Origin of the sequence: Sphaerisporangium perillae (assembly GCF_023276435.1) — a bacterium.
Taxonomy (GTDB): Bacteria; Actinomycetota; Actinomycetes; order Streptosporangiales; family Streptosporangiaceae; genus Sphaerisporangium; species Sphaerisporangium perillae.
This window is the reverse complement of record NZ_JALLPO010000003.1, coordinates 186,210-200,351: the sequence shown is the minus strand read 5'-3', so window position 1 is coordinate 200,351 and position 14,142 is coordinate 186,210. Positions and strand designations below refer to the sequence as shown.

The 14,142-nt window shown below is 70.4% G+C and carries 13 protein-coding genes; 6 read left to right on the top strand and 7 right to left on the bottom strand.

Going from position 1 to position 14,142, the window contains the following annotated elements; translation table 11 throughout:
* The first annotated feature begins 41 nt into the window (after positions 1 to 41).
* Complete coding sequence (locus MYF83_RS04450; protein ID WP_248958861.1) at positions 42 to 1,124, top strand: DUF4192 domain-containing protein; 1,083 nt, start codon at positions 42 to 44, stop codon at positions 1,122 to 1,124.
* A gap of 79 nt (positions 1,125 to 1,203) precedes the next feature.
* On the opposite strand, the gene MYF83_RS04445 is transcribed toward MYF83_RS04450, so the two are convergent.
* Positions 1,204 to 1,548 carry a hypothetical protein gene (locus MYF83_RS04445; protein ID WP_248958860.1) on the bottom strand — a complete coding sequence of 115 codons (345 nt, stop codon included), beginning with the start codon at positions 1,546 to 1,548 and terminating at the stop codon, positions 1,204 to 1,206.
* Between the two features lie 220 nt (positions 1,549 to 1,768).
* Here MYF83_RS04445 and MYF83_RS04440 point away from each other — a divergent pair, with 220 nt between their 5' ends.
* Positions 1,769 to 2,302, top strand: a complete 534-nt coding sequence (locus MYF83_RS04440; protein ID WP_248958859.1) for a DUF1707 and DUF4870 domain-containing protein — start codon at positions 1,769 to 1,771, stop codon at positions 2,300 to 2,302.
* A gap of 35 nt (positions 2,303 to 2,337) precedes the next feature.
* Here the strand turns inward: MYF83_RS04440 and MYF83_RS04435 are convergent, their stop codons facing one another.
* From MYF83_RS04435 to MYF83_RS04415, 5 genes are all read right to left on the bottom strand, one after another.
* The gene (locus tag MYF83_RS04435; RefSeq protein ID WP_248958858.1) at positions 2,338 to 3,105 is read right to left on the bottom strand and encodes a septal ring lytic transglycosylase RlpA family protein; all 768 of its coding nucleotides are present in this window, start codon (positions 3,103 to 3,105) and stop codon (positions 2,338 to 2,340) included.
* A 532-nt stretch (positions 3,106 to 3,637) separates the two neighbouring features.
* The gene (locus MYF83_RS04430; protein ID WP_248958857.1) at positions 3,638 to 5,164 is read right to left on the bottom strand and encodes an ATP-dependent DNA ligase; all 1,527 of its coding nucleotides are present in this window, start codon (positions 5,162 to 5,164) and stop codon (positions 3,638 to 3,640) included.
* Positions 5,165 to 5,494: 330 nt separating this feature from the next.
* Positions 5,495 to 5,869, bottom strand: a complete 375-nt coding sequence (locus MYF83_RS04425; protein ID WP_114032652.1) for an FKBP-type peptidyl-prolyl cis-trans isomerase — start codon at positions 5,867 to 5,869, stop codon at positions 5,495 to 5,497.
* A 191-nt stretch (positions 5,870 to 6,060) separates the two neighbouring features.
* Entirely contained in the window at positions 6,061 to 7,140 is a 1,080-nt protein-coding gene (locus tag MYF83_RS42410) for a YflT domain-containing protein (protein ID WP_279339074.1), read from the bottom strand.
* Between the two features lie 209 nt (positions 7,141 to 7,349).
* Positions 7,350 to 8,789, bottom strand: a complete 1,440-nt coding sequence (locus MYF83_RS04415) for a GuaB1 family IMP dehydrogenase-related protein (RefSeq protein ID WP_248958856.1) — start codon at positions 8,787 to 8,789, stop codon at positions 7,350 to 7,352.
* Between the two features lie 193 nt (positions 8,790 to 8,982).
* Here MYF83_RS04415 and MYF83_RS04410 point away from each other — a divergent pair, with 193 nt between their 5' ends.
* Positions 8,983 to 9,489: a GyrI-like domain-containing protein gene (locus tag MYF83_RS04410; protein WP_248958855.1), complete on the top strand. Its 507-nt coding sequence runs from the start codon at positions 8,983 to 8,985 to the stop codon at positions 9,487 to 9,489.
* A gap of 76 nt (positions 9,490 to 9,565) precedes the next feature.
* Here MYF83_RS04410 and MYF83_RS04405 read toward each other — a convergent pair whose 3' ends face one another.
* Entirely contained in the window at positions 9,566 to 10,777 is a 1,212-nt protein-coding gene (locus MYF83_RS04405; RefSeq protein ID WP_248958854.1) for a CaiB/BaiF CoA transferase family protein, read from the bottom strand.
* 277 nt (positions 10,778 to 11,054) lie between these two features.
* On the opposite strand from MYF83_RS04405, the gene MYF83_RS04400 reads away from it, so the two are divergent.
* From MYF83_RS04400 to MYF83_RS04390, 3 genes are all read left to right on the top strand, one after another.
* The gene (locus MYF83_RS04400; protein ID WP_248958853.1) at positions 11,055 to 12,404 is read left to right on the top strand and encodes an FAD-binding oxidoreductase; all 1,350 of its coding nucleotides are present in this window, start codon (positions 11,055 to 11,057) and stop codon (positions 12,402 to 12,404) included.
* A 13-nt stretch (positions 12,405 to 12,417) separates the two neighbouring features.
* A complete protein-coding gene (locus MYF83_RS04395; RefSeq protein WP_248958852.1) occupies positions 12,418 to 13,677 on the top strand; it encodes an SAM-dependent methyltransferase in 1,260 nt (419 codons plus the stop codon).
* A 122-nt stretch (positions 13,678 to 13,799) separates the two neighbouring features.
* Positions 13,800 to 14,090, top strand: a complete 291-nt coding sequence (locus MYF83_RS04390; protein WP_248958851.1) for a DUF4158 domain-containing protein — start codon at positions 13,800 to 13,802, stop codon at positions 14,088 to 14,090.
* Positions 14,091 to 14,142 lie beyond the last annotated feature (52 nt).

The following is a 14,142-nucleotide window of genomic DNA, read 5'->3' as shown; positions in this document are numbered from 1 at the left end:
CACCGTGATGGCGCCGCTGCGAGCAGGTGATCCTTGCGTGCATGACGCCATCTCCGATACTCCTCACCTCCCCCGACGACATCCTCGGGGCCGTGCCCTACATCCTGGGCTTCCATCCTGCCGACAGCCTCGTCGTCATCGCGTTCGCCGGCAAAGGCGTGCGTGGTCGGCTGCGGGTCACCACGAGGTGGGATCTCCCGATACCGCCGGGAGCGCTCGATCGGCTTGTTCCGCTCCTCCGGCGCGAGGAGGCCACGCACACGATCCTCGCCGGGTTCGGTGACGGCGCTCTCGTGACTCCGGCCATGGACGAGGTCAGGCGGCTGCTCGCCGACGCCGGCATCGCGGTCATCGAAGCCCTCCGGGCCGAGGGCGCACGCTACTGGTCCTATGTCTGCACGCGCGTCGAGTGCTGCCCGCCCGAGGGCCGGCCATACGACCCGACGACCGGGGAGGTCGCCGCGCAGGCCACCTTCGGAGGGCTGGTGGCGCTGCCCGGCAGGGACAGCCTGGAGCGGTCGGTGGCCCCCGTCGAGGGAGCGGCACGGGTCAAGATGCGCGAGGCGACCCGGTCGGTGGCCGCGCAGGTGCGGGCAAGGCTCGCCGGCACACCTTGCCCCCTAGATGTCCCCGCCGAGTTCGTCGCCGAAGGGGTGGCCCGGGTGCGCCGATCCCTGGACGGCTTCCAGCGGCAAGGGCGGCTGCCCGATCACGAGGCCGCCCGGCTCGGCATCGATCTCTCCGTGATCCGCATCCGTGACGAGGCGTGGACGCTCATGGACGACACCACCCAGGACACTCACGTAGCGCTGTGGACAGACCTCACCCGCAGGCTCGAGCCTTCGTTCGTGCCTCCGGTCGCCTCACTGCTGGGGGCCGCGGCCTGGCGGCGCGGCGACTCGGCGCTGGCCGGCATCGCCGTCGAGCGCGCGCTGGCCGCCGACCCGTCCTACTCCATGGCCAACCTTCTGGCGCAGGGGCTCCAGCAGCTCATCAGCCCCGACATCCTGCGACATCGCATGCCGACCCCGGAGGAGCTCGACGCGAGCATGGGCCCTCCGCGCATGGACTGGCTCCATCCCATGCTGGGCCTCCTCGATGAGCACACCGTCGGCGTCCCATAGCGAGTGCACGATGCGCGCGGAAGAGGAACTCTCGTCGAGAAGGCGGGGAGGCCGCTCGTTCAGGTGGCGGGAATGGGGCTCACTCTTGCGGCGTGCTGTTTCGGCGTCGCTCGTTGTAGGCCCGCATCCTGCGCGGATAACCGGTGAGCTGGACGTCGTAGACAGGGAGCGCGAGATTTCTGGCCACCTTGATGATGACGGCGGGGGAGCCGACTCGGCGGCGCGTCCATTCGCCGTCATGGGCCACGGCGACCGCGGTGGTGTCGGTGGCGAAGGTCTCCGGCTCGACGTAGAACTCCACGCCCTGCCGGGACTTCGCGAAGGCGATCAACGCCTCGATGTCGCCGTCGTTGGCCTCCCGGTCGAACTTGGCGATCTTCGGCCCACGCAGCCGACGAATTCCATAGCGATCCCGCCATCCCATATCCCTTGTATACCTGGAGCGGGCGACAAATGGGGGCCTCGGGGCCACATCGGGGTCGTGTCGGGGTTGTTCCGGATAGACCGGCTTGGTCATGACGCCAAGAATGAGAAACACGACCGGTTCTATCAGAAAGGTACGGCCGCTAATGGCAGGGGTAGTGAGACCTTCGGCGACACCGTCCACCGGAGGGTGGGGGCCAGCGCCTCACCCTCAGCTTCGAGTGACCAACCAGGACCGCGACCAGGTAGTCGAGCACGTCACCGTCGCGTATTCGGAGGGCAGGCTCGACAAGGAAGAGTTCGACGAGCGGCTCCACCTCGCGATGACCGCGCGTACCCACGCCGACCTCGCCCCGATCATGCGCGATCTGTATCCGTCGCGGGTCGTGCCGAGCGCGCCGGCGCCGGCGCCGCAGGTGCGACCGCACTACGCCATGCCGCTCACGGGCGGCGACCGGCTCGGTGCCGTCGCCGCGCACGTGCTCCCGCTCTTCGGCCTGTCGGTCATCGGCCCGCTCATCATGCTGCTGACCGGTGGACGGACCTCCCCGTACATCCGGCAGCATGCGATCGAGTCGCTGAACTTCCACCTGACGGTGCTCGGCGCCACCATCCTGCTGCCGTTCACCGTCGTCGGGATCATCTTGATCCCGGTGATCTGGGTCGCGGCCCTGGTGCTCGGTGTCGTCGGCGCGGCCACCGCGCTGAGCGACGCCCCGTTCCGGTACCCCCTCACGGTACGCCTGATCAAATGACCCGGCCGGCCACCCTTGTCGGCCGCGAGGGGCGGTCAGCGGGCGAGAACGGCGTACTTGACGGTCATCGCGCCAGTGTCGAGGTTGCCGATGGCGTCGAACGCGGCGCGGGACAGGTCCAGGCAGCGTCCGCCCACGAAGGGTCCCCGGTCGTTGATCCGGACCGTAACGGTCTTGCCGTTTGCCGGGTTGGTGACGCGCACCCTGCTTCCCATGGGGAGGGTCTTGTGGGCCGCCGTCATCGCGTTCGGGTTGAACCGCTCGCCGCTGGCGGTCATCTGACCCTCGTCGTAGAAGGAGGCTCCGCACCTGCCCAACGCGATGACCTTGGCCTCCTTGGAGGCGCTTTTCTTCTTCGAGGCATTGGCGGACTTGGTGGCCTTCGTGGGGGCGCTCGCGGTGCCCTCCGTCGTTCCCGCCGCCTCAGTGCGGGTCCCTGCCGTGGCGGGACCGCCTTCCCGGGCCGTGACGGCTGAGGGAGCCTTCGTCCGGGAGGCGGTGCGGTCCGGCGTAGGTGCGGGTGACGTTCCCGGCGGGGTGCTACCGGCCGCCTGAGGGGCAAGGAGGCTCAGAGCCGCGCCGGCCGGGCTCCCGGGTCCGGACGGCCGGGAAGTCCCGAACCCGCCGGGGGTCCCGAAGGCGCCGAACGCGCCGGTCATCTGGACCGCGCCGCCGGCGGTGCTCGAAAGAGCCCCGGAGGTGATCGGCCGAGCGGCCGGGTGCGGGCCGGAGTTGGTGGACGTGGATTCACCGCTAACGACGACCCAGGCGCCCGCGCACGCGGCCGCCACCACGACGGTCACGACGGCGACGGACCTTCCGCGCCGCTTCGTGCCGCTACGCGACCAGGGGAGGCTCTTCTCGTACCAACGGGTGGGGGAGGCGTGCAGGCCCAAGGGGAATCACGGTCCTAGGTAGGCGACAAGGACACGGGACGACAGCGCGGGGGAGCGCTGAAGACGCGGACCTGGGAGAACGCACCGACGTCCCGGCACGTAGCGAGCGCGAAACGCCCACTGCGTAATTCGCAGCACCATATGGGACAAAGAGGCAGTAAAGGGAGTAAAGCACACGTAAAGTGATATAAGTCACTCTCTACGTGATCAACCCCGCCGGTAAGGGCCGCCACCCGGCACACGTGTGGCGCGACCAGAAGCACACAGCCCCGCCGGACCCCGGAGCGGAGGCTCGGATAAGGCGCGCGGTGGTCGGCCGGACGGCGGAGCGGCGGGTCAGGGAAGGCGCGCCGTGGTCGGCCGGACGGCGGAGCGGCAGGTCAGGGAAGCGCGTGGGACGGTTAGGAGTTCGCGGGTCGGAGGTGGGTGTGGGGTGTGGTCAGAAAAGTAGTTCGCGGACGGAGTCGACGGTGTCGGCGTCCTCGGCGCGCTTGTCGGGCCGGTAGCGCAGCACTCTGGCGAACCTCAGCGCCATGCCGCCGGGGTAGCGCGGCGAGCGTTGCACGCCGTCGAAGGCGACTTCGACCACCATCTCGGGGCGGACCCTGACCACCCACTCGTCGCTCGGACCCTCGGCAAGTGCCAGGAACCGCTCGGTCTGCCAGGCCAGAAGCTCGTCCGTCAGACCCTTGAACGTCTTGCCCAGCATCACGAAGTCGCCCGACTCCGGATCCCTGGCACCCAGGTGCAGGTTGGACAGCTTGCCCTGGCGCCGCCCGTGCCCCCACTCGGCTGCCAGCACCACCAGGTCGAGGGTGTGACGGGGCTTCACCTTCACCCACCCGGCGCCACGCCGTCCGGCGGCGTACGGTGTGGCGGGCGACTTGGCCACGACCCCCTCGTGTCCCCGCCGGACGACCTCCGCGAAGAACGCCATGCCCTCTTCGGGGTCGGCGGTGACGAGGCGAGGGGTCAGCAGCTCGGCCGGCACCGCCCGCGCCAGCGCCGCGTGCCGCTCGCTGTCGGGGAGATCGAGCAGGTCCACGCCGCCCACGCGCAACGCGTCGAAGAAGAACACGCTCAGCGGTGTGGTCTCGCGCAGGCGGGCGGTGTCGGTCCTGCTCGCGACCCGGCTCGCGGTCACCTGGAACGGTTCCGGCCGGCCGTCGGGCCGCAGGGCGATGACCTCCCCGTCGAGCACGATGTCGTCGGCCGGAAGCGCGAGCACCGCCTCCACCAGCTCGGGCACCTGGGCGGTGATCTCGTCGAGGGTCCTGGTGAACACCTTGACCTCCGACCCGGACCGGTGCGCCTGAACGCGTATCCCGTCGAGCTTCCATTCGAGGGCGGCGACACCGCCGAGCTTCTCCAGGGCCGCGGGCACGTTGGGGGCGCTCTGCGCCAGCATGGGGGACACGGGACGGCCCACCTCGAGGTGGAACGAGCGCAGGGCCTCCACGCCGCCGGTCAGCGCGGCGGCGCCCACCGCGGGCAGCCAGCCTCGCAGCGTGAGGGCGCGCCGCACCTCCGCCGCCGGCGTGCCCGAAGCCTTGGCGACGGCCTCCACCATGACCCCGTTCAAGGCCCCTTGCCGCAGCTCGCCGCCCAGGAGGCGCAGCAGGAAGGACTGTTCCTGGCGGGTCACCGAGCGGAACAGCTCGCCGACGAGCTCCTTCCTCGCGGCCTGCGACCCCGGTCCGGCCAAGGCCTTGATCTGGCTGAGCATGTCGTCGACCTCGGTCAGGGTCGCGCTGGCGATCTGGCGTGGCTCGGGAAGGTCCTGCAGGGTGCGCCAGCCGACGCCGATCTGCCGCTGCGGCAACTCCCCTGACAAGTACGCCACGGCGATCTCGGCCTCTCCCGGCTCCACCCTGCCCAGTAGCTCAGCGAGGTGTCCGATCTTGGCGAGGCGGGCGGAGTCCGCCGCGACGGCGACCGAGGTGCGCGCGAGGTCGATGAGCAACACAGGTCTCATCGTGCCAGTTCACCGCCGACCGTGCTCATACCGGGCAGTCCGCGCACCCTCGGACAGGCGGTCCGGGCGTCGCCGTACCCTTTTCCGCCGCCACGGCACCGGGAACACCGGCGCCGGACAGGGGAGAACAGGCCGAGATCTCAAGTGGAAGGCCGGGAGCCCGAGGCCCGCGCCGGCGGGAAGAGGCGGCCACGCGACGAAGTCAGACGGAGTTGCTCACCGCACTGAAGCCCAGGTCGGAGCCGAGGCATCCGCCCCGGGCATCCGGTGGCACTTCCGCCGGACGGCCGGCTCCGCCGCGTGGTCGGCTCATGTAGAGGACTAGCTCACGCCGAGCAGGTCGACGACGAAGATGAGCGTCTCGCCCGGCTTGATGGCATTGCCGGCGCCACGATTGCCATAGCCCAGGTGCGGCGGGATGGTGAGGCGGCGACGGCCGCCGACGCGCATGCCGGCCACACCCTGGTCCCAGCCGGCGATGACCCGACCGGCGCCGAGCGGGAACTGGAAGGAGTCGCCACGGTTCCACGAGGCGTCGAACTCCTCACCAGTGGAGAACGCGACGCCGACATAGTGCACGTTCACCATGTGTCCCGGCTTGGCCTCCTCACCGTCTCCCACGGTGATGTCTACGATCTCGAGATCCGCCGGCGCGTCGCCCTCCGGAAAGTCGATCTCGGGCTTCTCGAGTGCCACGTGTTCTCCTTGATTAGGTTGCGCGCCACCTGTGAACGGGAGCGCCTGGACCGATCGCCGGCCGCCGTTCGGCCGACCGCACGACTCTACGGGGTCGCAACGGTTCACGGGCGGCAAGGGCACCCCACGGGTCTTCCCGCACGCGATGCCTCCGCACGCCCTGCCCTGCCATACACGACGCCTCTAGTCGATCATCTCGGGGATCCGTCCTGGAGGTCGGACGCCGGGGCCGGATCGTCGGGGGCGCCTTCGGTCCCGGTGGTTCTGGCGGCCTTGGCCGTCTTGGCGGTTCTGGTCTTGGCCGGCGCGTTCTCGGGCTCCGGGGCCGATGGCGTGTCCGGGGTCGCAAGTTCCGGCACCGGTGCCATGGTCGGTGTCGGTGTCGGTGTCGGTGTCGGTGTCGGTTCCGGTTCCGGCACCGGTTCCGGGGCGGAGGACGGCGTACGCGGGACGGACGACAGGGGGATGGCGACGGTGGCCTCCTCCATCGCCTCGGCGCGAGTGGTGGCGGGCCGCACGGCGCCGGACTCCTCCGTGGTCGCCAGGGCAGGGTCGGCGTGGGCGGGATCGGCGTGGGCGGGATCGGGGGAGCTGATGACCGGCTCGGCGACTGTGGGAGGGGCGACGGGCTCGGTGCCGTGGATCGCGGCCGAAGCCTCCGCCGGTGACGGCCGGGCGCCGGTCGTCGCGCTGGAACCGGATGACGTGGGGTAGGGCTCGGGACGGGTGACGCTCGAGCCCGGAAGCGGACCGCTGGACGGCGGCCGCTCGACCACGACGGTGTCGGCGGGCCTGGTCCCGCCCTCGAGCACGGCCAGCGCCTCCTCCAGCGCAGCGGAGGGCACGAGGACGTCGTACCGGCCGGCCACGATGGCGCTGCGCGAGGTGAAGTCGCGGGTGCCGCCCTTGAACGCGTGACCGGCGAATCCGAAGGCGGCGCCCATCACGGCGCCCCATAAGATCGCCCACACCACCAGGGCGAAGAACGAGCCGGTCGTCGTGGTGAACAGCCCGAGGAACAGGCCGACGACGAGGCCGAAGACGGCGCCGCTGATGGCGCCCGAGAGAGCCGCGCGGGGGTTGGTCAGCCTTCCGGTGACCGTCTCCTCCAGGCGCAGGTCGTTGCCGACGATGGCGACATTCTGGACGGGATATCCGGCGTCGGAGAGCGTGTCCACGGCGCGTTGCGCGGCGGGATAGTTGTCATAGCTGACCAGAAGCCGCCGCTCGACGGCGAGCGGCGAGGCCGGCCCGGGTAACGAACCGATCATGGGAAATCTCGCCTCCGCGGCTAGGGGGTCACTTGCCGCTCCGATCTACCCGAGGCGGGCGACTTATCACCCTTCGACGCGACTGCTTGTCCTGCCGGTGTTCCAGGACGCGCGTCACCGCGCCCCGAGTCATCGGACGCGGGGCGCGCGGCGTGCCGGTCGCCGGTGGTGCCGGCGCTCGCCTCGGGCGCTCTGACGCTCGACGCGGGTCACCAGCTTTGGTGCAGGGGCATGCCCTCCGAGTAGCCCGACGCGCTCTGGATCCCGACGACGGCCCGCTCGTGGAACTCCTCGAGGGTCGTGGCGCCGGTGTAGGTGAGGGACGACCGCAGGCCGGCGACGATGGCGTCGATCTGGTCCTCGACGCTCGGCCGGACCGGGTCGAGGTACATCCGGGACGTGGAGATGCCCTCCTCGAACAGCGACTTGCGGGCGCGGTCGAAGGGCGTGTCCTCGGCGGTGCGCAGCCGCACTGCTCGCGCGGACGCCATGCCGAAGTTCTCCTTGTACCGGCGCCCGTTGGCGTCGGTGCGCGCGTCCCCCGGGGACTCGTACGTGCCGGCGAACCAGGAGCCGATCATGACGTTGGAGGCGCCGGCCGCCAGGGCGAGGGCGACGTCGCGCGGGTGGCGCACGCCGCCGTCGGCCCATACGTGCCTGCCGAGCCCGCGGGCCTCGGCCGCGCATTCGAGGACGGCCGAGAACTGCGGCCGGCCGACTCCGGTCATCATCCGCGTGGTGCACATCGCGCCCGGCCCGACGCCGACCTTGACGATGTCGGCGCCGGCCTCGACCAGGTCGCGCACGCCCGCCGCGGTCACGACGTTTCCGGCGGCCAGCGGGACGCCCGGGTCGAGGGCGCGCACGGCCGACAGCGCGGTCAGCATCTTCTCCTGGTGGCCGTGCGCGGTGTCGACGACCAGGCAGTCGACGCCGGCGTCCAGCAGTTCCTTGGCCTTGGCGGTGACGTCGCCGTTGATGCCGACGGCGGCGGCGACGCGCAGGCGTCCCTGGGCGTCGACCGCGGGCTGGTACAGCGTGGCGCGGAGCGCGCCCGTGCGGGTGAGGACGCCGACGAGCCTGCCGTCCCCGTCGACGACGGGGGCGAGGCGGTGGCGCCCGCTGTGCAGCATCTCGAACGCGGCCTGCGGATCGGTGCCGGCCGGGATGGTGAGCGGCGAGCCCGACATCACCTGGGAGAGCTGGGTGAACATGTCGACCCCGTGGCAGTCGGCCTCGGTGACGACGCCGATCGGCCGGTTCTCCCAGTCGACGACGATGACCGCGCCGTGTGCCCGCTTGGGCAGGAGGTTCAGCGCCTCGCCGACGGTCTCGTGCGGGGTGAGGGTGATGGGTGTGTCGTGGACCAGGTCGCGCTTCTTGACCCAGTCGACGACGCCCGCGACGACGTCGATGGGGATGTCCTGCGGGATGACGGTGATGCCGCCGCGCCTTGCGATGGTCTCGGCCATGCGGCGGCCGGCCACCGCGGTCATGTTGGCCACCACGATCGGGATGGTGGTGCCGGTGCCGTCGCCGGTCGCCAGGTCGACGGCGAGCCGCGAGCCGACGGCCGAGCGCGACGGGACCATGAACACGTCGCTGTAGGTCAGGTCGTAGATGGGCGCCTGATCATTGAGGAATCGCACGTTGGTTCAGCCTATGCGATTCATGGTAAACAATGGGGCTTCCCAGGTCAGCTGGGCGATATGTCGCTAGATAAGCTCAGCGGGCACCCCTGCCGATTCCTCTGTGCGCGATGATCGAGACGGCGATCCGCCGGTGCGGATACATTGACCGCGCGATCGAGTCAGGCGAGGTGGCCCTGGAGTTGGAGGCGCTATGATCATCGTTGAAAGGCCGGAGGTGCTCGTCGTCGGCCATGCCGTGCGCACCACCAACGCCGCGGAGGCCGATCCCTCGCGGGCGCAGCTGCCGGCCCTGTGGGCGCGGGCGGGAGCGCCGGGGGCCTTCGCCCACGTGCCCGGTCGCGTGGACGAGAACCTTTATGCCGTGCTGATCGACTACGAGAGCGGTCTGCAGGGCGCCTACACCCAGATCGTGGGCGTGGCCGTGCGCACGGCGGCGGGGTTGCCGGAGGGCATGGTCGCGGTCCGCGTGCCGGGGGTGCAGTCGCTCAAGGTCGAGGCCCATGGCCCGATGCCACAGGCGTTGATCGAGGCCTGGCAGCAGGTGTGGCGGCACACCGAGGCGGGCGGGGTCCCGGCACGCGCCTTCACCACCGACCTCGAGGTCCACCACCGGGCGGGGGTCGACCTCTACCTGGCCGTCCTGCCCGGCCAGACCCCCGTCCAGGCGACCTACGGCAGGGAGGCCGCGCAGGCGTAGGCGCGACCAGGTCGCGCGGAGTGGGCATGACGGGCATCGCCGGGGGCGGTGGCAGTGTTCAGGTCCCGGCCTGGGGTCAGGCCAGGATCCCCGCTTCGCGCAGGGCCTTCGCGCGGTCGTCGGGGAGGCCCCACGCCGACAGGTCGTGCAGCCGGGTCGCCGGTGCGAGGTCGCCGTGGCCGCTGCCCAGCAGGCGTGGCGCGGGTACGGGCTGGGTGACGCCGCCGACCTCGACGAACGCGCCCCTCGCGGTGTTGTGCGGGTGCCGCGCCGCCTCCCCCATGTCCAGGACGGGCGAGACGCACGCGTCCGAGCCCTCGAAGATCTGCTCCCACTCCGCGCGCGTCTTGGACTTGAACGCCGCCGCGAGGCGTTCGCGGATCTCGGGCCAGTTGGCGCGGTCGTCGCGGTCGGGCAGGTCCGTCAGGCCGGTCCTGGCGACGAGTTCGGCCCAGAAGGCCGGTTCCAGGGAGCCGACGGCGACGTGACGCCCGTCGGCGGTCTCGTAGGTGTCGTACATGGGGGCGCCGGTGTCGAGCAGGTTGGTGCCGCGCGGACCCCAGAAGCCCGCCTGGGAGGCGTGGTAGAACATCGCGAACAGCGTGGCCGCGCCGTCCACCATGGCGGCGTCGATGACCTTGCCCCGGCCGGTGCGCTCGCGCTCGAACAGGGCGAGCAGCACGCCGTACGCCAGCATCAGGCCTCCGCCGGCGAAGTCGCCGAGGATGTTGATCGGCGGCGTGGGCTTGCCGCCCTCCCGGCCGAGCATGGACAGGATGCCGGCGATGGCGATGTAGTCGATGTCGTGCCCGGCGGTCGGCGCGAGGGGGCCGTCCTGGCCCCAGCCGGTGAGGCGGCCGTAGATGAGCCGGTCGTTGACGGCGTGCAGGTCGGCGGGGCCGATGCCGAGGCGCTCGGCCACGCCCGGCCGGAACACCTCGATGACGACGTCGGCGCCGGCGGCCAGCTCCTTGAAGGCGGCGACGCCGTCGGGTGACTTCAGGTCGAGCCCGATCGTCCGCTTGCCGCGGTCCATGACGTCGGAGCGGGGACGGTCGCCGCTCCCGGCGACGGTCGAGACCCGGTCGATCCGGAGGACCTCGGCGCCGTGGTCGGCCAGCATCATCCCCGCGAAGGGTCCTGGAGCGAGACCGGCCAGCTCCAGCACGCGTACGCCCGCCAGCGGGCCTTGAAGGCCTGCCTCCGGAGTCCGCGAGGCGTCCGGATCGGGGCCGGCGGCGCGCCGGCCGGCCTGGTCCTGCGGGTGCGGATCGTCGTTCCGACTCATGGCCGTCTCCCTTGAGTGCGATGCCGACGATAGACCGCATCACGATAGCGAGCAAACGCTTGTTACGGCGGGTGCGGCCTGCCGTCTCACCATGGGGAACAAGACGCTAACCCCTGCGCCACACGGGTCTGAAGGGGGGCCCTGAGTTTGCGCGGGTTTAACGTGTCTACTCTGGTCGATGGTCAACACAGGAGATAGCGTCATAGCGACGATCTCCACGTACTTAGTCATAGGGGGTGGTGGCATGCCAGATCGCACGGTGAGGACGACCGCCCAGATGACAGCCCATCGAAGGGCTGTCGAGCAGATCAGGGAGTCCTACACCGCCCTCCCGGAGGGCGCCTCCCCGCGGCTCGCGAAGCCGACCACGAACCTCTTCCGGTTCCGCGAGGCGGGGAAGACGGCCAAGCTCTCCGCGCGTGACCTCGACAAGGTCATCCAGGTCGACCCCGAGACCAGGACCGCCGAGGTCCAGGGTATGACGACCTATGAGCGCCTCGTCGACGCCACGCTGCCGGCCGGTCTCATGCCGTACGTCGTCCCGCAGCTCAAGACGATCACGCTGGGCGGCGCGGTCACCGGGCTCGGCATCGAGTCCTCCAGCTTCCGGCACGGCCTGCCGCACGAGTCGGTCGAGGAGATGGAGATCCTGACCGGCGACGGCCGCGTCGTCGTCGCCACGGCGGACAACGAGCACCGCGAGCTGTTCAAGGCGTTCCCCAACTCCTACGGCACGCTGGGCTACGCGCTGAGGCTGCGCATCAAGCTGCTCCCCGTCCAGCCGTTCGTGCGGCTGACGCACATCCCGTTCTCCGACGCCGGCAAGTGCATGCTGGCCATGCAGGAGATCTGCGACAGCGGGCAGTACGACGGCGAGAAGGTCGACTTCATCGACGGCACGTTCTTCGAGCCCGGCGAGATGTACATCACCGTCGGGCAGTTCGCCGACCGGGCGCCCTACGCCTCCGACTACACCGGGATGCGCATCTACTACCAGTCGATCCGCACGCGCACCCGCGACTGGCTGACCATCCGCGACTACCTGTGGCGCTGGGACACCGACTGGTTCTGGTGCTCGCGGGCCTACGGCGTGCAGCAGCCGCTCGTGCGCTCGCTGATGCCCCGGCGCTGGCTGCGCTCGGACGTCTACCGCAAGCTGGTCGGGCTCGACCAGAAGTACGGCGTGACGGCGCGGGTCGACCGGTGGCGAGGCAACCCGGCCCAGGAGTCGGTCATCCAGGACGTCGAGGTGCCGGTCGAGAAGGGCGCCGACTTCCTCGAATTCTTCCACGACAAGGTGGGCATGACGCCCGTATGGATGTGCCCGCTCAAGGCCACGGGCGAGTGGCCGGTCTACCCGCTGGAGCCGGGAAAGCTCTACGTGAACTTCGGGTTCTGGGGCATGGTCGCCTTGCCTCGCGGACAGTTCGACGGTTACCACAACCGTCTCATCGAGAACTCCGTGCATGAGCTGGGCGGCCACAAGTCCCTGTACTCGACATCGTTCTACCCCCGTGAGGAGTTCTGGCGTCTTTACAACGGTGACGCCTACTGGCCGGTCAAACGGGCTTACGACCCGGGCGGACGGCTGCTCGACCTCTACGACAAATGCGTACGGGGGCGTTGAGGAGGTTGGTTCCATGACACTCGCCCAGATCTTCGAGAAGATCGTCGGGCCGGAGGCGAACGTCGAGTTCGTCGCGTACGACGGCAGCAAGGCCGGACCGTCGGGCGCCGCTGTCCGCATCGAGGTGAAGTCGCCCATCGCGGTGGCCTACCTGGCCCAGTCTCCCGGGGAGATGGGGCTCGCCCGGGCCTACATCGCCGGTCACATCGACGTGCACGGCGACATGTACACCCTGCTGTCGGAGATGGCGCAGCTCACCCTCGACGACCTGCCGGCGCGGGAGAAGATCTCCGTCGCGCGGTCGCTCGGGCTCAAGCCGCTGCTGATGCGCGTTCCCCCGCCGCCGCAGGAGGTACGCCGCAGCGCGATGGCCAGGCTCGGCAGCCGCCACGCCAAGCAGCGTGACGCCGAGGCGATCCATCACCACTACGACGTCTCCAACCGGTTCTACGAGTGGGTGCTCGGCCCTTCCATGGCCTACACCTGCGCGACCTTCCCCGAGGACGGCTCGTCCCTGGAGGAGGCGCAGTTCGCCAAGTTCGACCTGGTCGCCAAGAAGCTCGGCCTGAAGCCGGGCATGCGCCTGCTCGACGTCGGGTGCGGCTGGGGCGGCATGGTGATCCACGCGGCCAAGCACTACGGCGTGAAGGGCCTGGGCGTGACGCTGTCGCGCCAGCAGGCCGAGTGGGCGCAGAAGGCCATCGCCGAGGCCGGCCTGTCGGAGCTGGCCGAGGTCCGTCACCTCGACTACCGCGACGTCACCGAAAGCGGCTTCGACGCGGTCAGCTCGATCGGGCTCACCGAGCACATCGGCAAGGACCAGCTGGCCGGGTACTTCGGGTTCCTGTACGGCAAGCTCAAGCCCGGCGGCCGGCTGCTCAACCACTGCATCACCCGGCCCACCGGCAAAGAGCGGACCATCAACAAGGGTGGCTTCATCAACCGGTACGTCTTCCCCGACGGCGAGCTGGAGTCGGTCGGCCATCTGATCCGCGAGATGGAGGACACCGGGTTCGAGATCCGGCACGAGGAGAACCTCCGCGAGCACTACGCCAAGACCCTCGAGAAGTGGGTCGCCAACCTCGACGACCACTGGGACGAGGCGGTCGAGGAGGTCGGGCAGGGCACGGCGCGGGTCTGGCGGCTCTACATGGCCGGCTGCATCGTCGGCTTCGAGCGCAACAAGGTCCAGCTCCACCAGGTGCTCGGGGTCAAGCTCGACGAGAACGGCACGTCGGGCGTCCCGCTGCGCCCCTCGATCGACTGGCCCTGACAACCGGTCACGTGCCCGGCCGCCCGTGACGGCCGGGGGCGTGTCCCGCCCGCGGCGACCGGCGGGCACTCGCTCGACCGCTTCTGACGGCCGGCCGTTTCATAACGGCCGGCCGTCTGAGCATGTCCGCACCGCCCGGAGCAGGTCCGGAGAGGCCCGAGCTGGAGCGGTTCTTCTTCCTGGACGATGTCGATCGGGACCTGATCGCCCTGCGGCGGGCCAAGCATCACCAGCTCGGGTCCGCCCTCCAGATGTGCACGGTCCGTACATCGGTCTGTTCCGTGGCCGGTGGTCGAGCACCTGGCCGCGCAGCTCGGCGTCGAGGAACGCACGCCGAGGGCCCGCAGGCGCTGTTCAACCAGGCGGCGGGCTGGTCGCGCCGGCACCGGGTGCGCGCGGGTCTCGACCGCTGACCAGAACCCCGACCACCAGATCGACGCCGTCCGCGGGTGCTGCTTGAATCGG